Origin of the sequence: Phenylobacterium sp., assembly GCF_016793285.1 — a bacterium.
Taxonomy (GTDB): Bacteria; Pseudomonadota; Alphaproteobacteria; order Caulobacterales; family Caulobacteraceae; genus Phenylobacterium.
On sequence record NZ_JAEUMO010000188.1, the window covers coordinates 1 to 21,345 of the forward strand.

The 21,345-nt window shown below is 70.5% G+C and carries 19 protein-coding genes and 1 pseudogene; 12 read left to right on the forward strand and 8 right to left on the reverse strand.

What is annotated here, in order from left to right; all coding sequences use genetic code 11:
- From JNL41_RS16450 to JNL41_RS16465, 4 genes are all read left to right on the forward strand, one after another.
- The coding region (locus JNL41_RS16450) for a spermidine synthase (RefSeq protein ID WP_293476829.1) at window positions 1-636 on the forward strand (636 nt) is incomplete at its 5' end.
- Window positions 633-1,118: a YkgJ family cysteine cluster protein gene (locus JNL41_RS16455; protein ID WP_293476831.1), complete on the forward strand. Its 486-nt coding sequence runs from the start codon at window positions 633-635 to the stop codon at window positions 1,116-1,118. The genes JNL41_RS16450 and JNL41_RS16455, both read left to right, overlap by 4 nt.
- The gene (locus tag JNL41_RS16460; protein ID WP_293476833.1) at window positions 1,111-1,608 is read left to right on the forward strand and encodes a GNAT family N-acetyltransferase; all 498 of its coding nucleotides are present in this window, start codon (window positions 1,111-1,113) and stop codon (window positions 1,606-1,608) included. The genes JNL41_RS16455 and JNL41_RS16460 overlap by 8 nt, the downstream gene beginning before the upstream one ends.
- Window positions 1,609-1,662: 54 nt before the next feature.
- Window positions 1,663-2,571 carry a YwqG family protein gene (locus tag JNL41_RS16465; RefSeq protein ID WP_293476834.1) on the forward strand — a complete coding sequence of 303 codons (909 nt, stop codon included), beginning with the start codon at window positions 1,663-1,665 and terminating at the stop codon, window positions 2,569-2,571.
- 2 nt (window positions 2,572-2,573) lie between these two features.
- On the opposite strand, the gene JNL41_RS16470 is transcribed toward JNL41_RS16465, so the two are convergent.
- Both JNL41_RS16470 and JNL41_RS16475 read right to left on the reverse strand, forming a co-directional pair.
- Complete coding sequence (locus JNL41_RS16470; RefSeq protein WP_293476835.1) at window positions 2,574-3,332, reverse strand: DUF169 domain-containing protein; 759 nt, start codon at window positions 3,330-3,332, stop codon at window positions 2,574-2,576.
- Between the two features lie 108 nt (window positions 3,333-3,440).
- Window positions 3,441-6,881: an indolepyruvate ferredoxin oxidoreductase family protein gene (locus JNL41_RS16475; protein ID WP_293476837.1), complete on the reverse strand. Its 3,441-nt coding sequence runs from the start codon at window positions 6,879-6,881 to the stop codon at window positions 3,441-3,443.
- Between the two features lie 142 nt (window positions 6,882-7,023).
- On the opposite strand from JNL41_RS16475, the gene JNL41_RS16480 reads away from it, so the two are divergent.
- The 3 genes from JNL41_RS16480 (at window position 7,024) to JNL41_RS16490 (ending at window position 9,928) form a co-directional block, all read left to right on the forward strand.
- Window positions 7,024-7,521, forward strand: a complete 498-nt coding sequence (locus tag JNL41_RS16480; RefSeq protein ID WP_293476839.1) for an Lrp/AsnC family transcriptional regulator — start codon at window positions 7,024-7,026, stop codon at window positions 7,519-7,521.
- Between the two features lie 82 nt (window positions 7,522-7,603).
- Entirely contained in the window at window positions 7,604-8,494 is an 891-nt protein-coding gene (locus JNL41_RS16485) for a pirin family protein (protein ID WP_293476841.1), read from the forward strand.
- A gap of 63 nt (window positions 8,495-8,557) precedes the next feature.
- Window positions 8,558-9,928, forward strand: a complete 1,371-nt coding sequence (locus JNL41_RS16490; protein WP_293476843.1) for an L-serine ammonia-lyase — start codon at window positions 8,558-8,560, stop codon at window positions 9,926-9,928.
- Window positions 9,929-9,937: 9 nt separating this feature from the next.
- On the opposite strand, the gene pgsA is transcribed toward JNL41_RS16490, so the two are convergent.
- The 3 genes from pgsA to JNL41_RS16505 form a co-directional block, all read right to left on the reverse strand.
- On the reverse strand, window positions 9,938-10,558 hold the full coding sequence (gene pgsA, locus JNL41_RS16495; RefSeq protein ID WP_293476845.1) for a CDP-diacylglycerol--glycerol-3-phosphate 3-phosphatidyltransferase: 621 nt from the start codon (window positions 10,556-10,558) through the stop codon (window positions 9,938-9,940).
- 319 nt (window positions 10,559-10,877) lie between these two features.
- On the reverse strand, window positions 10,878-11,009 hold the full coding sequence (locus JNL41_RS16500) for a hypothetical protein (protein WP_293476846.1): 132 nt from the start codon (window positions 11,007-11,009) through the stop codon (window positions 10,878-10,880).
- A 144-nt stretch (window positions 11,010-11,153) separates the two neighbouring features.
- On the reverse strand, window positions 11,154-12,623 hold the full coding sequence (locus JNL41_RS16505) for an FAD-dependent oxidoreductase (protein WP_293476847.1): 1,470 nt from the start codon (window positions 12,621-12,623) through the stop codon (window positions 11,154-11,156).
- A 120-nt stretch (window positions 12,624-12,743) separates the two neighbouring features.
- Between JNL41_RS16505 and JNL41_RS16510 the strand changes: the two genes are divergently transcribed.
- From JNL41_RS16510 to JNL41_RS16520, 3 genes are all read left to right on the forward strand, one after another.
- Window positions 12,744-13,340, forward strand: a complete 597-nt coding sequence (locus JNL41_RS16510; protein ID WP_293476849.1) for a TetR/AcrR family transcriptional regulator — start codon at window positions 12,744-12,746, stop codon at window positions 13,338-13,340.
- A gap of 59 nt (window positions 13,341-13,399) precedes the next feature.
- Window positions 13,400-13,933, forward strand: a complete 534-nt coding sequence (locus JNL41_RS16515; protein ID WP_293476851.1) for a hypothetical protein — start codon at window positions 13,400-13,402, stop codon at window positions 13,931-13,933.
- 402 nt (window positions 13,934-14,335) lie between these two features.
- Window positions 14,336-14,635 carry a hypothetical protein gene (locus JNL41_RS16520; protein WP_293476853.1) on the forward strand — a complete coding sequence of 100 codons (300 nt, stop codon included), beginning with the start codon at window positions 14,336-14,338 and terminating at the stop codon, window positions 14,633-14,635.
- Window positions 14,636-14,650: 15 nt separating this feature from the next.
- On the opposite strand, the gene uvrC is transcribed toward JNL41_RS16520, so the two are convergent.
- Window positions 14,651-16,561 carry an excinuclease ABC subunit UvrC gene (gene uvrC, locus JNL41_RS16525; protein WP_293476860.1) on the reverse strand — a complete coding sequence of 637 codons (1,911 nt, stop codon included), beginning with the start codon at window positions 16,559-16,561 and terminating at the stop codon, window positions 14,651-14,653.
- 103 nt (window positions 16,562-16,664) lie between these two features.
- On the opposite strand from uvrC, the gene JNL41_RS16530 reads away from it, so the two are divergent.
- Entirely contained in the window at window positions 16,665-18,146 is a 1,482-nt protein-coding gene (locus tag JNL41_RS16530; protein WP_293476855.1) for a PAS domain-containing protein, read from the forward strand.
- Here the strand turns inward: JNL41_RS16530 and JNL41_RS16535 are convergent.
- Entirely contained in the window at window positions 18,143-19,930 is a 1,788-nt protein-coding gene (locus JNL41_RS16535) for a long-chain-acyl-CoA synthetase (RefSeq protein WP_293476857.1), read from the reverse strand. The two genes, JNL41_RS16530 and JNL41_RS16535, sit on opposite strands and share 4 nt — an antisense overlap.
- Window positions 19,931-20,311: 381 nt before the next feature.
- On the opposite strand from JNL41_RS16535, the gene JNL41_RS16540 reads away from it, so the two are divergent.
- Complete coding sequence (locus tag JNL41_RS16540) at window positions 20,312-21,208, forward strand: hypothetical protein (RefSeq protein WP_293476858.1); 897 nt, start codon at window positions 20,312-20,314, stop codon at window positions 21,206-21,208.
- On the opposite strand, the pseudogene JNL41_RS16545 reads toward JNL41_RS16540, so the two are convergent.
- Window positions 21,205-21,345: pseudogene (locus tag JNL41_RS16545) on the reverse strand (IS481 family transposase); the annotation flags it as partial. The gene JNL41_RS16540 and the pseudogene JNL41_RS16545 sit on opposite strands and share 4 nt — an antisense overlap.

Genomic DNA, 21,345 nt, shown 5'->3' on the forward strand with positions numbered 1-21,345 from the left:
CCCGGCGGCGGCGAACTGCGGCTCATGCAGCGGGGACAGGACTATTCGATCATGTCGGGCGGGATCGAGCTGATGAACAGCCGGCTCTACGGCTCGGAGGTCGCGCTGTGCGACCTTGCCGTCGCGAGGCTGCCGCCGACCAGGGCGCCGCGCATGCTGATCGGCGGCCTGGGCATGGGCTTCACCCTGCGCGCCGCGCTGGCCGCCCTGCCGAAGGACGCCGAGATCACCGTCGCCGAGCTGGTGCCGCAGGTGATCGACTGGGGCCGCACGCACATGGCCCGCCTCTACGGCGACAGCCTCGACGACCCGCGGGCTCGCGTCGTGCTGACGGACGTCGCCGACCTGCTGGCGGGGGCCAGGCCGCCCTACGACGTGATCCTGATGGACGTGGACAACGGCCCCGACGGCCTGAACCGCGACGCCAACGACGGCCTCTATTCCGTGGCCGGGCTGGCTGCGATGCGGCGGGCGGTGAAGACCGGCGGCGTGCTGGCCGTCTGGTCCGCCGGCCCGGACCAGGCCTTCGCCGGGCGCCTGCGCCGCGCGGGCTTCGCCGTCACCGAGCACCGGGTGGGCGCCAGCCCGTCGGGCAAGGGCCCGCGCCACATCGTCTGGGTCGGCGTCGCGCGGTGAAGACCTGCGGCCCCTGCACGATGTGCTGCAAGGTGCTGGCCGTCGCCGACCTCGCCAAGCCGGTCGGCAAGCTCTGCGACCACACGAAGCCGGGCGCAGGCTGCACGATTTACGAGACCCGCCCGCACGCCTGCCGCACCTTCGCGTGCGTCTGGCTGATGGACGAGGAGATGCCCCACCGCTTCCGCCCCGACCAGACGAAGGTGGTCCTCGACCAGGACGCCGAGGGCAAGTGGCTGATCGCGAGATGCGACCCCGCCAACCCCCACGCCTGGCGCCGCAACCCCATGTACGCGGCGCTGAAGGGCCGCGCCGAGGACACCTGGGGCTCCGGCCGCATCGTGCTGGCGACGGCGGGGCGGCGGACGTGGCTGATCACGCCTCGCGAAGACGTGGACCTGGGCGAAGTCGACCTCTCCGCCGGCCTGAAGGTCACCGAACGGCCGGACGGCTCCGTCGCCGTGGAGACGGGCGGTGGCTGAAATCGAGACCCCGCGCCTGACGCTCCACCGTTTCACCCTCGCCGACGCCGACGAGGTGTTCGCCGCGATCACCCCCGAGGTCACCCGCTGGATGAGCTGGGACCCGCCGTCGCGAGAGGCCTTCCAGGTCCGCGCGGCCGCGCTGGCGGTCGCCGATCCCGCGGCCGACATGAACCTCGTGATCCGCCGCCGCGACACCGGCGAGTGCCTGGGCGTCTGCGCCGCCGAACGCCTCACCGACGAGACGCCCGAACTCGGCATCTGGCTGAGGGTCACCGCCCACAGCCAAGGCTACGGCGCCGAAGCCGTGGCGGCCCTGCTCCGCTGGGCCTCCGCCGCTACCGGGAAGCCCGGCTTCCTCTGGCCCGTCGCCGTGGAAAACACCGCCAGCCGCCGCATCGCCGAACGCCTCGGTGGCCAGCTCATCGCCGAGCGTCCGGGCGCGAAGTACGACGCGGTCGTCTACCGGATTCCAGCGCGGGCCTATTGATGTTCGCTTATTGTTCTTGTCGAGCGCCCCGCGGTGTGAGAAGCTGATCTTGGCATGGACACGTTGTGGCGGACTTTGCAGGTCGCGCTGCTCGCCGTCGGGGCGGGAGCCGCTTACCTCGTTCTCTTGGCGGCCATCGCCTTCGTCGGCAGCGCCGTGATCTTGAGGCTGCGCCCTCGGCGCGCCGCCAAAGCGCGATCACGATCAGAAGCTTCGGCGATCAAGTCGCGCATGACGCGGATGGCGCTGCCGACTTTGCGCCTCATTCCCGCGAAGAGCCTGGCGTTCTCGAGGTTCGGCGGCGACCCTGAGCTGCCGATGACGGCCCTATGGCCGACCTCTCGTGGCCGCAACCGCGCATTCCTCGCCCAGATCGATCTCGCTGACGTGCGGGCCCACGGCGGACCGGACTGGCTGCCGGAGACCGGCCGCGTCTACGCGTTCCTGGATGGTGACGGTTACGGGTTTGCCGACCAGATCGAGATCGCGCTCCACCGCGATGAGCCCGTCGTCACCCGCGAGCCGCCCGCCGGCGTTCGGCGCTATCCCGAACGGAAGGTGACCTTTGAAACCTTCACGTCCCGGCCGAGTCTCGACTGGCTGGGCATCGACTTGCAGGAGATCGATGTCTCTGAGGCAGAACTCGACGAGCTCTCCGACATGACGGGCGCGCCGTTCGGTGACGGGCCGGAGCATCGCATCGGAGGCTATCCTTCAGAGATCCAGGGCGATCAAATGTGGATCTCATGCGAGCTCATTCGGCGCGGGCTGCCCGAGGGCGCTGACGTCACAGATGCGATCCGGCGCGCGGCGCGTGAGTGGCGCCTGCTTCTTCAGTTCGACTCCGACAACGCGCTCGGGATGAACTGGGGCGACGGCGGCCTCTTCTATGTCTTCGTCCGCGAGCGCGACGCACGCGCAGGCGATTTCTCGAAGACGATCACCCTATCGCAGACTCACTAGCTCTACGGTCCATAGCTCACCGCCATCCCCGCCCGCACGTCCTGCTGCACGCCGTACTGCGGGAAGGGGTAGCGGAAGCCGTTTTTCGCGAGCGCCTTCATGCCGGCGATGGCCTTGACCAGGTGCTCGCCCGGGAGCGCCATCAGCATCTCGTCGTCGAGGACGCCGCCGTAGCGGCGCTCGGCGAAGCAGGGGATGGAGAGGCTGGGCTCGCGCCTGGTGAGCGCCCGGCCCCAGCTGTCCGCGCAGGCGCTCTCGCCCACCACGCCCCAGTCGAACTTCTTGTAGCCCGACCACTGCAAGCCATTGATGAAATAGATCATCGCCCCGGGCGTCGCGTAGAAGAGCGCGATGTCGAAGTCGGCGATCTTGCCGGCGCTCAAGGGGCCGATGGCCAGCGCCTCATAGCGCCCGTCCGGCACGCAGTGCATCGCCGCCTGGTGGGCCGTGGCGTCTTCGATCGTCTCGAACCAGACGCCGGTCATGTGCTTGCCCGACTGCCACTCCGGCGTCTTGGCGCCGCCCAGGCCCACGACCGCGCGGCATTGGCTGCCGACCAGGTCGTCGGCGGTGACGCCGACCGTCCAGCCCAGCCGCGAGGCCTGCCCCACGAGCTGGTCCAGCGTGTGGACGTGCTGCGGCCGCCGGATGCGCGGGACGGCCTCCATCTCGGCGCGGTCCTCGTAGAGCTTCATCCCGAACGGGATCGACCGCAGCTTCAGGAGCTGTTCCAGCTCGGCGGTGATGACGGGCCAGTCCATGGCAGCCTCCGTGGCGGTTTTCGCCACGCTGAAGCCCTGACCTCCGTTTGTCATCCCCTCGCACGTCATCCCGCGGTTGTCCGCGGGATGACGTTTGGAATGGTGGAGCTACGCCTCCGCCGCCGCCTTCGCGCCGACATCGGCCCACGCCTTCCACAGGCGCTTCGCCTCGGCCTTGGCCGGGCCCACGCTGGCCTCCTTCACGTGGCCGAAGCCGCGGATCTGCTGCGGGACCGCCGCGAGCTGGACCGAGAGGTGGTGGTTGGCCTTCGTGAGGCCGGCGGCCAGCGTGTCGACGTCGGCTTCGAAGTCGGCGATCAGGCCGCGCTCCATCCTGCGCTCGGCGGTTTTGCCGAACACGTCGAGGGCGCCGCCGCGCAGGCCCTTGAGCTTCGCCAGCGTCGGGAACGCCAGGTCCAGCATCCAGGGCGAGAAGGCCACCTTCACCGGCTTGCCGTCCGGCCCCTTGCGGGCCAGCAGCGGCGGTGAGAGCCACACCTTGGCCTTGCCGCCCTTGAAGGTCTCGGCGCGGTATCTGGCGAAGCGGCCGTCGGTGTAGAGCCGCGCCACCTCGTACTCGTCCTTGTAGGCCATCAGCTTGTAGAGGCTGACCGCCACGGCGCGGGTGAGGTCGCTCGAGCCCAGGGCGGCCTCGGCGGCGCGCACCTTCTCCACGCGGGCGAGGTAGCGGTCGGCGTAGGCCTTGTCCTGGTAGGCGGCGAGCTCGGCCACGCGATGGGCGATCAGCTCGTCCAGCGGCATCGTCTCCGGCGTGGGCACGTCGTCCTCGCGCTTGCCCCGGGCCGACGGGTCGTGGGCCGCCTTCCGGCCCAGTTCGAAGGCCTGGAGGTTGGCCTCGGCCTCGACGCCGTTCAGATGGATGGCGCGGAAGAGCGCGCGGCTCGACACCGGGATCACGCCCTTCTGCCAGGCGAAGCCCAGCATGATCATGTTGGCGTAGATCGCGTCGCCCAGCTGGCTCTCGGCCAGGTGGCTGGCTGGCGCGGCGTCATAGCTCTGCACGGCCGCGGCGATGCGACGGCCCTGCTCGTCGGCGTCGAAGCGCACGTCGCGGTCGGTGACGAAGTCGGCGGTCGGCGCGAAGTCGGCGTTGCCCACCGCCACCGTCCGGTCCTTCGCATAGAGCGCCAGCGCGTCGGGGCCGGCGGCCGAGAGCAGGTCACATGCAATCAGCACGTTGGCGCTCGCCGCCGGGACACGCCCGCCGATGGTGGTGGTCTCGGTCTCGCCGATGCGCACGTGGCTGAAGACCGCCCCGCCCTTCTGCGCCAGGCCCGTCATGTCGACCACGCTGGCCGAGCGGCCGTCGACGTGGGCGGCCATGGCCAGGATCGACGCCACCGTGGTGACGCCCGTACCGCCGACGCCGGTGAAGACGATGTTCTGCACGCCCTTCAGGTCCCGGAACGCCGGCAGCGGCGTCGAGTCGGCCGTCAGCGCCGGCATCGCCTCGCGGTGCGCGTTCTCGGCGCCCTCCAGGGTGATGAAGCTCGGGCAGAAGCCGTCCAGGCACGAATAGTCCTGGTTGCAGGTCGACTGGTTGATCTTCCGCTTGCGGCCGAACGCGGTGTTCAGCGGCTCGACCGACACGCAGTTCGACGTCTTGGAGCAGTCGCCGCAGCCCTCGCAGACCAGCGGGTTGATCATCACCCGCTGCGGCGCGGTGGCCATCTTGCCCCGCTTGCGGCGGCGGCGCTTCTCGGTGGCGCAGACCTGGTCGTAGATCAGCACCGTGACACCTGGGGTGTCGCGCAACTCGCGCTGCACCTTCATCAGCTCGATGCGCGGGCGGACCTCGACGCCGGGGGCCAGGTCGGTGACCCCGGCGTAGCGCTCGGGCTCGGCGGCCACGACCACCACCCTGGCCACGCCTTCCGAGGCGAGCTGGCGGGTGATCTGCGGGACGGTGAAGCCGCTCTCCGCCTGCTGGCCGCCGGTCATGGCGACCGCGTCGTTGAACAGCAGCTTGTAGGTCATGTTCGCCTTCGCCGCGACGGCGGCGCGGATGGCGAGCGAGCCCGAGTGGTTGTAGGTGCCGTCGCCCAGGTTGACGAAGACGTGCTTCTCGTCGGTGAAGGGCGAGGCCCCGATCCAGGAGAGCCCCTCGCCGCCCATGTGGCTGTTCAGGTCGGTCGCCGGGTCGCTGAAGCTCGCCATGTAGTGGCAGCCGATGCCGGCCAGCGCGCGGCTGCCTTCCGGCAGGCGGGTCGAGGTGTTGTGCGGGCAGCCGGAGCAGAAGAAGGGCTTCCTCTGCTGGTCGGCCGAGAGCGTGACCGCGGCCATCGAGGCGGCCGAGACGCGGTTCAGGTAGTCGTAGACCCGGTCCATATGCCCGCCGGCCGGCAGCCGGTCGGCGATGGCCAGCGCGATTTCCGCCACCGACAGCGAGGTCAGTTCCGACAGCAGCGGTGCGCCGGTCTCGTCGGTCTTGCCGATGATGACCGGGCGCGCATGGGCCGGCAGGTCGTAGAGCGCGGCGCGGGCCTGGGTCTCGATCAGCGGCCGCTTGTGCTCGATCACCATCAGGGTCTCGAGGCCGGCGGCAAACCCGCGCAACCCTTGAGGCTCCAGCGGCCACGGCATGCCGACCTTGTAGATCGCGACGCCCAGCGAGGCGGCCTCGGCCTGGGTGATCCCCATCGCCGAGAAGGCCTCGATCACGTCCTTGTAGGCCTGGCCCTGGCAGACGATGCCCAGCCGCGGGCGCGCCGCGCCCAGCACGATCCGGTCGATCCGGTTGGCGCGGGCGAAGGCGAGCGCCGCCGGGATCTTCTGGGTGCGCAGGCGCCGCTCCTTGTCGAGCGGCTGGTCCTTGAGCCGGATGCCGAGCCCGCCCGCCGGGAGGCGGAAGTTCTCGGGCGCATGGAACCGGTGGCGCGACAGCGAGACGTCGATGGTCGCGCCCGAATCCATGGTGTCGGCCAGCGCGATCATCCCGACCCACAGGCCCGAGAAGCGGCTGAGCGCGAAGCCCATCAGGCCGTAGTCCAGCACCTCCTGCACGTCGGCGGGCGACAGCACCGGCATCTCGAAGTCCTGGAAGGCGTACTCCGACTGGCTGGGCAGGGTGGAGGACTTGCAGGTGTGGTCGTCGCCGGCCACAGCCAGCACGCCGCCCTTGGGCCACACGCCGGCGAAGTTGGCGTGCTTGAAGGCGTCGCCGGTGCGGTCCACGCCGGGCGCCTTGCCGTACCACATGCCGAAGACGCCGTCGTAGCGGGCCTGCGGGAACAGGTTGGCCTGCTGGCTGCCCCACACGGCCGTGGCGGCGAGATCCTCGTTTAGGCCCTCCTTGAAGACGACCTCCGCCGCCTTCAGGTACTTGCCCGCGCGCGCGGCCTGCTGGTCGAGCCCGCCCAGCGGCGAGCCGCGATAGCCCGAAACGAAGCCTGCCGTGTTCAGCCCGGCCGCGGAATCGAGCCGCTTCTGGTCCATCAGGACACGGAGAAGCGTCTGGACCCCGGTGATGAACACCCGGCCATCCGTGAGCAGAAATTTGTCGTCGAGCGTCACTTCCTGGTGGCGCATCGCAATTTTCTTCCTTTCGGGCCTCCCCACGTCGCCTGCAAGATCATATAAGTGCGCCGCAAATGCTTGCCAAAAGCATGCCCTGCGACCTCGCATCCGGGGCAAGAACCATATGCTCTCGTGGCGTCGACAGGAGGAAAAATTGTCCGAGGCTCTCGACGCGGTCGATGCCAAGATCCTGGATTTGATCCAGCACGACGCAGGTTTGTCCGTCGCCGAGATCGCCGAGCGGGTCGGATTGTCCTCCAGCCCCTGCTGGCGGCGCATCAAGAGGCTGGAGGACGCGGGCGTGATCCAGCGCCGCGTCACCATCCTCGACCGCGACAAGCTGGGCCTCGGCTTCGAGGTCTACTGCACCGTCAAGCTCAGCCTGCCGACCAAGGAGAACCTCGAGAGCTTCGAGACCGCGATCGGCAAGCTGGCCGAGGTCGTCCAGTGCGCCACAGTCACCGGCGCGTGCGACTACGAACTGCGGATCGTCACCCGCGACATGCACGCGTTCGACGACTTCCTGCGCGACAAGATCCTGGGCCTGGGCCTGGTCTCGAACATCGAGAGCCGCATCGTCATCCGCTCCGTGAAGAACACCACCGCCGCCCCGCTCGGCCTCGTCAGCCCGTATGTGAGCGCGCAGGGCTGAGCGGCCGCTCCGCCGGCCCGGCGACGGTTGCGCTCGCCATGGTCCGGCGCAATCCTGAGGCTCCGCACACAAGGAGCCCGACATGATCGACCTCGTCATCGACCAGCGCCGCAAGGACCTCGGCGGGTTCGAGGTCGGGCGGGTGCTGCCGTTCGCCAGGCGCAGGATGGTCGGTCCGTTCGCGTTCTTCGACCACATGGGGCCGGCCGAGTTTCAGCCCGGCTTCCCGCGCAACGTCGATGTCCGGCCGCATCCGCACATCGGGTTGTCGACCGTGACCTACCTCTTCGACGGCGCGATCACCCACCGCGACTCCACCGGCGTGACGCAGGACATCCAGCCCGGCGAGGTGAACTGGATGACCGCGGGCCGCGGCATCACCCATTCCGAGCGGTTCGAGACCCTTCGGGCCCGCGGCGGCGCCATCCACGGGATCCAGGCCTGGGTGGCCCTGCCCACGGAACTGGAGGAGACCGAGCCGGCCTTCGCGAACCACGGCCCCGACGACCTGCCCACCTACGAGGGCGGCGGCATGTGGGCCCGCCTGATCGCCGGCAAGGCGTTCGGCGCCGAGGCGAAGGTCGCGACCCACTCGCCGATGTTCTACGTCCACTGGCGCCTCGACGCCGGGGCCCGGGCCGAACTGCCGGCCGAGTATCCCGAGCGGGCCGCCTATGTCGCCCAGGGTCAGGTCGAGGTCGGGGGCCGCACGTTCCAGGCCGGCCAGATGCTGGTGTTCGCGCCCGGCGAGCCGGTGCTCTTCACGGCCGTCACGCCCGCCATCGTCATGCTGCTGGGCGGCGAGCCGCTGGGCCCGCGCTTCATCGAGTGGAACTTCGTCTCCTCGTCCAGGGAGCGCATCGAACAGGCCAAGGCCGACTGGCGCGCCGGTCGCATGAAGCTCCCCGACGCCGACCACGACGAGTGGATCCCGCTGCCCGAGCCCGCGCCGCCGGCGAGCCCGATGAGCTGAGCAAGACGCGGCGACCGCCGGCGCGGCTTGAAACCCGGACGCAAGGCGTCCAGAGAGCGCGCCATGCACGTCAGCGTCTTCGACCTCTTCAAGCTGGGGATCGGCCCGTCCAGTTCGCACACGATGGGGCCGATGACGGCGGCGGGCCGGTTCCTCGAGCGGCTGGGCGGGGACCTCGACCGCACGGCGCGGGTGCAGACCACGCTCTACGCCTCGCTGGCGCTGACGGGCCGCGGGCACGCGACCGACCGGGCGGTGATCCTGGGGCTCGCGGGCTTTCAGCCGCGGACCCTCGATCCGGATGCGGCCGACGCCGTGGTGGCCGCCGTGCGCGCGCACGGGCGGCTGATGCTGGCCGGCGCGCGCGAGATCGGCTTCGACGAGGCGCGCGACATCCTGTGGGATGGGCGCACGCGCCTGCCGCAGCATCCGAACGCGCTCGGCTTCGCCGCCTTCGACGCCGAGGGCCGGACGCTGGCGGCGCGCACCTATTTCTCCATCGGCGGCGGCTTCGTGCGCGACGAGGACGAGATCGCCCGCAACCTCGCCCCCGTCCGCGCGCTGCCGATCCCCTACCCGTTCGACAGCGGCTCCGAGCTGCTGGGGCAGGCGCAGGCCGCCGGGCTCAGCATCGCCGGGCTGATGGCGGCCAACGAGCTGTCGGTGCGCACCGAGGCCGAGATCGACGCCGGTCTCGATGAGATCGCGGCCGCCATGTACGCCTGCATCGAGCGCGGCATGAAGACCGAGGGCGTGCTGCCGGGCTCGCTCCAGGTCCAGCGGCGGGCGCACGGCATCTGGAGGAACCTGATCGAGAACGCCGACCGCCAGATCGCCGACCCGCTGTCGGCGCTGGACTGGGTGAACCTCTGGGCCCTGGCGGTGAACGAGGAGAACGCCGCCGGCGGGCGGGTGGTCACGGCGCCGACCAACGGCGCGGCGGGCCTCCTGCCGGCGGTGCTGCGCTACTACGACCGCTTCCACAGCGGCACGGCGGCGGGGCGGCGGACTTTCCTGCTGACCGCGGCGGCGATCGGGGCGCTCTACAAGCGCAACGCGTCGATCTCCGGCGCCGAGGTGGGCTGCCAGGGCGAGGTGGGCGTGGCGTGCTCCATGGCCGCGGCGGGTCTGGCGGCCGCGCTGGGCGCCACCAACGCCCAGATCGAGAACGCCGCCGAGATCGGGATGGAGCACAACCTGGGGCTCACCTGCGATCCGATCGGCGGGCTGGTGCAGATCCCCTGCATCGAGCGGAACGCCATGGGCGCGGTCAAGGCCATCGACGCCACGCGGCTCGCCATGCTGGGCGACGGGCAGCACACGGTCAGCCTCGACAAGGTCATCGCCACCATGAAGCGCACCGGCGAGGACATGAGCCACGTCTACAAGGAGACCAGCCTGGGCGGGCTCGCCGTCAACCTGGCGGAGTGCTGAGCGGCGCGTTCAGGTCGACAGCGCCTTGCGGGTCTGTTCCCAGTACTGGACGCCGGTGACCAGCGTCACCAGCGTGGCGATCCAGAACAGCGCGTGGGCGGCGATCTCGAAGCTTTCGCGGAAGGGCGTGCCGTCAGGAAGGCTGAAGGCGCCCCAGGCGGCCACGATCAGCTCCATGGCGAGTGCGGTGAGCTGCAGCGTCGTCTTCCACTTGGCGAGCAGCGTGACCGGCAGCTTCACGCCCTTGCCGGCGCCCACTTCGCGCAGCGCCGAGACGGTGAACTCGCGGAAGAGGATAAGGCCGGCCGGCAGCACCACCATCGGCTGGGGCCCCAGCGACAGCAGGCCCAGGATGGCGCCGCAGACCAGCACCTTGTCGCCGATCGGGTCCAGGATCGCGCCCCACACGCTCTCGGCGTGGAGCTTGCGGGCGAGCCAGCCGTCGAAGAAGTCGGTCACCGCCGCCACGACGAAGGCGTAGACCGCCCAGCGCTGGAGCGCGAACTGCGTCTCCGGCTCGATGCGGTTCGAGAGGTAGGGCAGCGCGCCCGCCGCCGCGGCGAACGCCACGAACATGAAGAGCGCCATGACCAGGCGGGACGCGGTCAGGATGTTCGGCAGCGACTTCATGCGGAGAATCGAGCGTCCAGGCTTGGGCTTCGTTCCCGAGCTTAGCTGGTTCGCGTCCGTTCCGCGCGGACTTCGTCGAAATCCGCGGCCTGCCTCGGCCGCCGGCGCGCCGCGACGGCCCTCGTCACGTCCGCACGCCGGGCCGGCGAACAGGTCCTAGTGTGCTGGATCTGAAGTTCGCCCAGCTTCTGGGTCGGAGCGCCGAGCGAACTTCAGGTCCAAAAAGCACACTAGAAACAAATATTTCTCTAGTGTCCTTATCGATTCCGAAGTTCGACCGTGTCCGCCTCACGCGCTTGCGAACTTCGGAATCGGGACACTAGAGCAGGCCGAAGCCCGTCGTGAGGAGCATGACGGCGACGGCGGCGAAGCCGGTCGAGACGACGAGCAGCGCCACGGCCCAGGGCGACGGGCGGGCGCCGGGCGCGGCCTTTGCGGTCTTGCGGGTCATCGGCGTCGGGCCTCCATCCTCGCCGCCGGTTTCCCAGCGTGGCCTTGAACCGCGCATGAACGCCGCCGTCAGGGAGGTTTCCGGCCCGGTAACCTTCCCCCTCCCCGCGCGCCTTCCCCTCCCCGCGTCCGGGCGGCGCCGGCGTCAGAGCCGGGCCGCGAGCTCGTCGGCGACGCGCTCTCCGGAGCGGATGGCGCCGTCGATGTAGCCGACCCAGGCGTCGGCGGTCTCCGTGCCGGCCCAGTGGATGCGGCCCACCGGCTCGTGGAGCGCCGGCCCGAAGGCGGTGATGACCCCGGGCGGCGGCGCGGCCACGTAGCCTCCCCGGTGGTTGGCCGCGCGGGTCCAGACCTCTTCGAGGTAGTCGACGGGCTTCAGCGCCTCGTCGCCGAAGTAGAGCGCGATGTCGCCCAGCACCCTGGCGCGGCGATCCGCCGGGGAACGATCCGCCCACCGCTGGGCCGGCCCGCCGTCGAAGAAGCCGACCAGGCCCCCGCCGCCGCCGCGCCTCGGGGAATGGTCGAACCAGGGGCCGAACTCGGTCCGGTCGGACAGCACCAGCCCGGTCAGGCCCCGCTCGCGCCAGAACGGCCGGGCGTAGGCGACGTGGACCTTGATGACGCAGCCCATGGGCATGCGCTGCGTCAGGCCGTCCCGCGCCGCCGGCATCGGCGGCTCGTAGTGGACGCGGCCGGCGAGCGGCGGGGGCGCCGTGACGACCGCGTAGCGCGCGCGCCATTCCGCGTCCGGCGTTCCGACCACGACCCCGGCGTCGCTCTGCCGGATCCGCTGCACCGGCGCGTTCAGCACCACGGCCGGGCCCAGGTCCGCGGCCATCCTGGCCGCCAGTTGCCAGGTCCCGCCCTCGAACAGGGCGTCCTGCGCGCCGCCGCGCGTGGAGATGAGCGCGCCGAACCCGCCCGCCGTGGCGGCATAGGCGGCATAGGCGAGCATCGAGACCTGGCTCGGCTCGGCCGAGAGCAGCGCCCGCGTCAGCACGCGCATCGCCGAGCGCACCGCCGGCGTCTTCGCGTTGGCCACGATCCACGTCTCGATGGTCTGGGAGTCGAGGTCCGCGGCGCCGGCGAAGGTCCACGGCCGCGCGCCCGGGATCTCGAGGGCCAGCTTTTCCAGCTTCCCGATCACGTCGACGAACTCGGCCATCGCGGCCGGCTCCAGCGTCGGCGTCTCGCCCTCGTAGTCGGCCCGCTGGCCGGCGATGTCGGCGATGTTCCGGCCGGTGGCGAACTGGGGATAGGTCGCCGTCCCGTACCGCCTGGCCAGGTCGAGCAGGCGCGTCTGCGACGGTCCGACCCACTGGCCGCCCAGGTCGATCACCTCCCCGGCGATCCTCCCGGGCTTGGTGCGGCCGCCCACCCTGTCGTCGGCCTCGAGGACGACGACGCTGCGGCCGGCCGCGCGCAGCCTGAGGGCCGCCGTCAGTCCGGCGAAGCCCGCGCCGACGACCACGACGTCGACCGACCGGCCCGCAGCGGCGGCCGTCGCCTCCGGCGCCGCCGCCAGGCCCGCCAGGCCCGCGCCCATCCCCGCGCCCAGCCCGATGGCGACGCGACGCGATGGACGCCCGCCGTCGATCCCTCTGTGTCCGGCCATCCCTTCCTCCCGTTGTTGTCCGGACCCGAAGAAGATCCGTACTTGTACGAATACGATATTCGTACTTGTACGGCAGCGTCAAGCAGGACACGAAAGGGGGCGAGGCTCTGCGAGGATGAGATGCCAGGAGCGGTCCGGTCGGCGACGCCGAAGGAAGAGCGGCAGGAAGCGGCGCGCGCGCGCATCCTCGAAGCGGCGCGCACGCTGTTCCAGACCGGCGGCGTCGCCGCCCTGAGCGTGCGCGCGATCGCGGCCCGGGCGGGCATGCCGGTGATGACGCTCTACGGCTACTTTCCCGGCAAGACCGCCATCGTCAGGGCGCTGTGGTCCGAGGCGTTCGAGCCCCTGTTCGCCGAGCTGGACGCGGCCGAGGCCGCGGAGGCGGATCCGAAGCTGCGGCTGCGCAGGGTGGCGCAGGCGCTGGTGGACTACTGGCTCCGGTTCCCCGACCGCTACCGGATGGTCTTCCTGATCGAGGACCGCCGCGAAGGCGACGGCGACAGGTGGTTCATCGAGGAGACCGATGTGGTGTCGGGCTACGTCCGCTTCGGGCCCCTGATCGCCGCGGCGCGCGGGACTCCCGAGGCCGACTGCGCGCGCGAGGGCGAGGCGCTGCTCTGCGGCCTGACCGGCATCGTGCATATGCTGGTGACGGTCAGCGAATACCCGTGGTCCGGCGGCGACACCTACGTCGACGCGCTCCTGCGCGCCTTCTGACGGCGGGTCGCGCCCCGCAGGGCTTGACGGCGCGGCCTGCATGTGTTCTCTTTTTGTTCATGGACACGACAGACGACGCCCTGCGCTCGCTGAACGAGCTGGCCAAGCTCGGGATGGACGTCGTGCGCCGTCTCCACGGCGCGGTGCTGGACGCCGGCGACGACCCGGCCACGCTGATCGCGCTCACCGACGCCTACTGCGACGCCGGCCGCGGCGTGCGCCAGTCGGTCGCGCTCATGCTCCGCATCCGGAGCGGCGGCTTCGCGACCTTGCGGGCCGTTCCGCACGCCGCCGATCCCGGGCCGGGCGCCGACGAGGACCCGCCCGAGCGGGAGGACCGCGAAGAGCGACCTGAACGCGCCGACTGGAACGAGTACGAGCGTCCCGACTATGAGACGCCGCTGCGCCTGGTGGGCGATGCGGAACTCGACGCCGCCGCCATCGAGGCCGCGGTGGCGGGCGCCGTCGTCCGCATCCGCCGCAGCTACGCCAAGGGCCTGGCGCTCCTGGCTCCGCAACCCGAACCCCCGCCCCGCGGCCGCAAGGCCCTCCTCGCCGGCGCCGCGCGCCTGGGGCCCGCCGACTCCTCCTGAGGCGACCGGCGTCGAGGCACCCTTCCGCCCTTCTCCTTCCCCTCCCCCTCTCACGAACGTCATGGCCGGGCTTGTCCCGGCCACCCATGAACACCGTCCCCGCCAGGATCGCTCCGACGCCCGCCCCAGGGCCGCCGGCGCATGCCCGCGTTCTGGATGGCCGGCACATGGCCGGCCATGACGTTCAGGGGAGGAGAGGCAAAGAGGAGCGAACCGTCAGCCGGCCCTTCGCCCCGAAGGGACCGGGACTTCAATCTCACGGGAGCCTTCCGCTCAGGCCAAGTCAAGGACGGCGCCCTCTCGGGTGCGGCCGGTTCTTGAGTTGGCCTGAGCGGAAGGCAAACTGGCCACCATGAGATTTAAGGCGGCGTGGGCCGTCGAGCGGCGAACTGGATGCGGGCCATGGACGTAACCCCGACCGAGTTGCCAGAGGGCTGGCGATGGGCTGCGGATCCGGAAGAGAGGCGTTCCCTGGAAGCGGAACTTGTTCGGGAAATGCCACTCGAACATGTGCTCTTCGGACGATCTGCGCGCCTCTTGGCCCGCCATGAGGGACGAGACGACTTCCTCTTCCGCATTGACGGCAGTGAGGTCGCGCAGGTCCACCTCACATGGAGCGTCGAGACTGACCCGTTCTTCCCGCACGCCGAAGTCCACTCGTCACTGGAGGCGTGGGCGAGGACCGGCGGCGTGATGAAATAGGGTGGAGCGCCCGCCTCACCCCTTCCGGAAGAACCCGTAGATCCGCTCGGCCAGCGCCACGTTCACGCCCTCCACCTTCGCCAGGTCCTCGACGCTCGCCCGGCTCACGCCGCGCGCGCTGCCGAACGCATGGAGCAGCGCGCGCTTGCGCCCCGGCCCGACGCCCTCGATCTCGTCCAGGGGGTTCTTCTTCAGGTCCATGGCGCGCCGGGTGCGGTGGGTCCCGATGGCGAAGCGGTGGGCCTCGTCGCGCAGGCGCTGGAGGTAGTACAGAACCGGCGATTTCGGCTCGAGCATGAAGTAGGGCTTGCCGGGGATGTAGAAGCGCTCGAGGCCGGCGTCGCGGTCGGGCCCCTTGGCGACGCCCACCACCGGGATGTCGTCGACGCCGAGGTCGGCCATGATCTCCATGACGACGCCTACCTGCCCCATGCCGCCGTCGATGAGCACCAGGTCGGGGCGGACCGCGCCCTTGCCGTCGGCGGCGATCCCCTCCTCTTCCTCCTTCACCAGGCGGCCGAAGCGGCGGCGCAGCACCTCCTTCATCATCCCGAAGTCGTCGCCCGGCGTGAGGTCGGCGCCCTTGATGTTGAACTTGCGGTACTGGCTCTTCTGGAAGCCCTCGGGGCCGGCCACGATCATGCCGCCGACGGCGTTCGTGCCCATGATGTGGCTGTTGTCGTAGACCTCGATCCGCTCGGGCGGCGCCTCCAGCCCGAACGCCTCGCAGACCTGGGCCAGCAGTTTCGTCTGGGCGGACCCCTCGGCCATCTTGCGGCCCAGCGCCTCGCGCGCGTTGACGAGGGCGTGGTCGACCAGACCCTTCTTCTCGCCGCGCAGGGGCCTGGCGATCTCGACCTTGCGGCCCGACTTCTGGGCGAAGGCCTCGGCGATCAGCTCGCGCTCGGCGGGCTCGACGTTGACCAGGATCAGCTTCGGGATCGGCTTGTCGTCGTAGAACTGACCCAGGAACGCGCCCATGACGTCGGCGTCCTCGTCGGCCTTGTCGGCGCCGCCCTGCGGGATCTTGGGGAAGTAGGCGCGGTTGCCCCAGTTCTGCCCGGCGCGGAAGAAGAAGACCTGCACGCAGGCCTGGCCGCCCGCGGCGTGCAGCGCGAAGACGTCGGCCTCGTCCACCGTCTCGGGATTGATCGAGGTCTCCTGGGCGACGGACGCCAGCGCGCGGATGCGGTCGCGCAGGCGCGCGGCGCGCTCGAACTCCATCTCTTCCGAGGCCGCGGTCATCTGCTCGGCCATCCGGGCGATGACGGCGCGCGACTTGCCACGCAGGAAGTCGCCGGCCTGTTCGACCAGGCCCGAGTAGTCCTCGATGGAGATCAGGCCCGTGCAGGGCGCCGCGCAGCGCTTGATCTGGTGCAACATGCAGGGGCGCGTGCGGCTTTCGTAGACGCTGTCGGAACAGGAGCGGAGCAGGAACGCCTTCTGCAGCGTGTTCAGCGTCTTGTTGACCGAGTAGGCGCTGGCGAAGGGGCCGAAGTAGTCGCCCTTGATGGTGTGGGCGCCGCGGTGTTTCCGGAGCTGGGCCGCCGGGTGCTCGCGGCGGATGACGATCTCCGGGAAGCTCTTGTCGTCGCGCAGCAGCACGTTGAAGCGCGGCTTGAGCTGCTTGATCAGGTTGATCTCCAGCAGCAGCGCGTCGGTCTCGGTCCGCGTGGTGACGAACTCCATCGACCGCGTCTGGTCGACCATGTGGGCGATGCGCTGGGTGTGGAACCGGCCCTGGGCGTACTGGATCACCCGCTTCTTCAGGCTGCGCGCTTTGCCGACGTAGAGCACCTCGCCGTCGTCGCCCATCATCCGGTAGACGCCCGGCTTGTCGGGCAGGCGCCTGACCTCGTCCTTGATGAGCGCCGCGCCGCGCAGGGCGGGCGCGCCCTCGTTCGATGACGGCGGCGTGTCGGGCATGGCGTCGAATATAGGCGAGTCCGCGGGTCGCTGCAGGGGTTGGGCGAGGCCGGGAACAACCTTGGCCACGCCGCGTTCCTGATCGAACGGGGAGCGTGCAGCGGTGACGAAGGCCGAACGACCGCAGCGGGCGGCGACGCCGGACTTCGAGGCGCTCTTCCGGGCGCTTCCCAGCCCCTACATGGTGCTCGACCGCGACCTGCGGTTCGTCGATGCGAACGCGGTCTACTGCGCGGTGACCGAGCGGCGTCCCGACGAGCTGATCGGGCGCGACGTCTTCGAGATGTTCCCCAACCCCGGCGAGAGCGGGCGGCTGCTGCGCGAGTCGTTCGAGCGCGTGCTGGAGAGCGGAAGACCCGATTCCATCGCCGTCCTGCCCTACCCGATCCAGCTCGCCGTGAGCCGCGGGGGCGGGTTCGAGATGCGCTACTGGTCGGTGAACCATACGCCGCTCCTGGATGCCGAAGGGCACACCGCGTTCATCGTGCAGAACACCGTGGACGTCACCGAGCTGCAACGGCTGAAGCAGATCGCCTACGGCCCGGGCGGCGAGACGCTGGTCAGCGGCGAGAGCGACCTCCTGCAGCGCGCGCAGGAGGTGCAGGCGATGAACCGGACGCTGACGCAGGAGACGCGGGGCCTGCGCGACCTGTTCATGCAGGCCCCCGGGTTCATGGCGGTGCTGACCGGGCCGGACCTGCGCTTCGCGCTGGCCAACCATGCCTACCAGCAACTGATCGGCCATCGGCAGGTGATCGGCCGGCCGATCTGCGAAGCGCTGCCCGAGGTGGAGGCGCAGGGGTTCGTGGACCTGCTGCGCCAGGTGATGGCGATCCGCGAGCCGTTCGTGGGCCGGGCGGTCAGCGTGCGGTTGCAGCGCGATCCGGACGGACCGCTCGAGGAGCGCTTCCTCGATTTCATCTACCAGCCGATCGCGTCCGACGGCGGCGAGGCGTCCGGCGTGTTCGTGGAGGGGTCGGACGTCACCGACCGCGTGCTGGCCGAGCGGCAGCAGAAGCTGCTGGTCGACGAACTGAACCACCGGGTGAAGAACACCCTGGCCACCGTGCAGGCGATCTCGGACCAGACGCTGCGCGCCTCGGAGACGCCGGAGGCGTTCCGCCAGGCGTTCGAGTCGCGGCTGATGGCGCTCTCGTCGACGCACGACCTGCTCACCCAGACGAGCTGGCGCAGCGCCGCCCTGGACGACGTCCTGCGGGCCGAGTTCCGTCCCTACCCCGCCGACCGCTACGCGCTCGACGGCGAGGACGTGGACCTGGCGCCGGCCGAGGCCCTGGCGCTCGGCCTGGTCCTGCATGAACTCGCCACCAACGCGGCCAAGTACGGCGCGCTCTCGGTGGCGGCGGGGCGGGTGACGGTGTCGTGGCGGGTGGTCCGCGGTGAGCTGGCGCTGACCTGGCGCGAGACCGGGGGCCCGCCGGTCTGGCCGCCGGTCCGCAGCGGATTCGGCACGCGGCTCATCGAGCGGAGCCTGAAGGGGCCCCTGGGCGGGGCGGCCGAGCAGACCTTCGCGCCGGAGGGCGTCGTGTGCCGGATCCGGCTGAGGCTGGCGGCTGTCGGTTAAAGCCGCACGGCGCCCGCCGCCAGCCGGTCGAACACCGACTTGGTCAGCTTCACGTAGCCCCGCTTGGGGTCGTGGAAGAACAGCGGGCTCTTGATCTTCGCCGGGTCGTAGCCGTCCTTCACCAGGTCCACCTTGCGCACCTTGAAGGTGCCCGTGGTGTCCATGGCGGGCAGCACCCGCAGGAACAGCGGCTGGGCGTAGCTCGGCAGCTCGCGCTTCACATGCTCGCCGAACGCCTTGGCGTCGAACGCGCCGTCGAGGACCAGGGCGGCCATGCCGGCGCGGCCCTCGGCGCCGTCCACCTGGACGCCGAAGACCGTGGCCTGGGCGATGCCGGGGAACGCCTGCAGGCGGCCCTCGACTTCGCTCGTGGAGACGTTCTCGCCCTTCCAGCGGAAGGTGTCGCCGATGCGGTCGACGAAATAGACATAGCCCTCGGCGTCCATCTTCATCAGGTCGCCGGTGGCGAACCAGGCGTCGCCGCGCTCGAAGACGTTCTGGATGATCTTCTTCTCGGAGGCGGCCTTGTCGAGGTAGCCCGAGAACTCCGTTCGCGCGTCGCCGGCGATCCGGCCGATGCACTGGCCCACCTGTCCCGCCCCGCACTCGATGCAGAGGCCGTCCGTCCCGCGGACCACCTCGCCCGACTCGACGTCGAACTGCACGAGGCGGAAGTTGACCTGCTTCTTCATCCACTTCGGGACGCGGCCGATCGCACCCTCGTGGCCGTCGAAGTTGAACGCCGAGACGTTGCCTTCGGTCGAGCCGTAGAACTCCAGGATGTCGGGGATCCGGAAGCGCTGCTTCATCTCCGGCCAGACGTCGGGCCTGAGGCCGTTGCCGAAGGCGAGGCGGATCTTGTGCCGCGTCTCGTTCTCGTCGGGCGCGTGGTTGACGAGGTAGCGGCAGAGCTCGCCGATGTAGACGAACATGGTGCAGCCCTGTTCGACGATGTCGCCCCAGAACTGGCTGGCCGAGAACCGCCGCTTCAGCACCACCGAGCCGCCGTTCAGCAGCGCCGCGCCCAGGGCGCAGAGCCCGCCCGTGGCGTGATAGAGCGGCAGCGCCACGTAGATCCGGTCGGTGGCCCTGGCCCCCGTCGCCCCGGCGAACCCGCGCATGTAGAGCTGGGCGCGCATGTGGGTGATCCGCGCCGCCTTGGGCAGGCCCGTCGTGCCCGAGGTGTAGATCAGCAGCGCGGTGTCGGCGGCCGTCATGTCTTCGCGGACGGAGCGGTCGGGCGGGAGCTGGCTGCAGCTCTTCAGCGCCTGGACGAGGTCGCGCTGGTCGCCGTGGGCGGCGCCCAGCACCCACTCGTGCATGTTGCGTTCGAGCAGCTTGCGCGCCTGCTCGAAGACGGACGAGGTCTCGGGATCTACGATGACGTGGTTGGCGCCCGAGATGTTCAGGCTGTGGGCCAGCGCCGGGCCCGAGAGCTGGTTGTTGATCAGCGCCGTCACCACGCCGACCTTGGACAGGCCGTACCAGACCGCGAAGTACTCCATCCGGTTGGGCATGAAGAGCGCCACCACATGGCCGCGCCGGATGTTCAGCCCCTTGGCCCAGTGCGCGTAGCGGTTGGCCATGGCGTCGAGTTCGCCATAGGTGACGGTCCGGCCCTCGAACGTCATCGCCGGACGCGCGCGGTGCTGCTCGACGGCGGCCTGCAGGTCGTCGCAGATCAGGTTCTCCGAGTCCCTGGCGATCGACTTGACGCGCTTCAGCGTGCGCTGGAGGCCCTGCCAGAACTTGAGGTCGCGCTTGAGCCGGGCCTGGAGCCGCATCCTCTCCCTCTCGGAAATCCCCGGGGAGCTTGGCGAGCGCCGGTCGGGGCGGTCAAGGACTGGTGAGACAAGTTGTTACGAGAACCGCTCCCAGGCGGCCTGGCGCGAGACGCCGAGCTTCTCGCCGATGGCCGCCCAACTGACCTTGCGGGCGCGGAGCTGGTCGACGACCCATCAAACACCTGACGCCCAGCGAACGTCAAGGAACGCCTGACACTCGGATTGTGGCGCCGGGGCGGCGACAAGTTGTAGAGAATTCGTCAGGTCAACGAAGTATTCCGAAGCTGAACCGTGAGCGATACCCGAATCGCTTGAGCTTTGGATGGAACCGCACCGAAATATCGCCGTTTGACACCTTCAACTGATGTTGAGGGAACCGTTATGAGCATGAGCTACGACGGCGACAAGCCGATCACCGAGCAGGAAGGCGTGATGTTCGCCGCCACGCCCGCGTGGGAACGCGGCAAGAAGCGGCGCGGCCTCGTCTCGAAGAAGGCCGCCCGCGCCGCGCCGGCCGTCACCGTGGCCCCCGAGGTGGCTCCCGAGCCCCGCAGTTTCGCCACGGCCCGTGAAGCCGAAGCGCGGACGGCGCCGAACGCAGACCGCATCGACCAGACCACCGCCTACGCCATGGGTGCGGCGGCGGCGGCCCCGACCATCGGCGAGACCCTGGACGCCGAGGACGCCGGCCTCGTGGCCCCGATCCATCGCCCGTCCGCCCGCAAGACCCGCTCGGCGACGTCGGGCGGGGTGAGCCCGGCCGCGATCGCGGCGGGCGCCGTCGCGGTCGTCGTCGCCGGCGGCATCGGCTTCTACGCCATGCGCGGCGGCGACAGCGGCATCCCGGAGCTGACCCCCGGCGCGGCCACCAGCGAGGTCGCGGTCGCGCCGCTCGAAGCGCCCCCCTCCGCGCCGGCGCCGGGCGAGCGCGCGCAGAACATCCTGCCCGAACGGGCGGCGCCTCCGTCGGCTCCCGCCCCGCGCGAGGTGGCTCGCGCCGAGCCGCGCGCGGCCGCGCCCCGGGTCCGCCCGGCCGCGGCGGCGAGCGCCGAGGCCAGCGGCACGAACGCCAGCGCGACCATCCCCGCGGGCCCGCAGCCCTACTCGACGTTGAATCCGGCGAACCCGGGCGCCGCGCCGACGATCGCGCCGCCGCCCGTCGAGGTCGCACCCGAGCCGATCCCGAGCACCCCGCCGGTGACCTCGCCCGAGCCGACCACGACGTCGCCCACGGCCCCCGAGACGGTGCTGCCGCCGGAAACGACGCCGCCGACCTAGGTGTGGAGGCTCAATAGGTTGTCTCGGTTGAGGCCGAGGCGGCTGATGGGCGTCTGGGATTTTATCCCGCCGTGCGGGCGATGCCAGTTGTAGCGGTGGAGCCAGATCGGCAGGTCGACGGCGCGACGGTCCGAGCT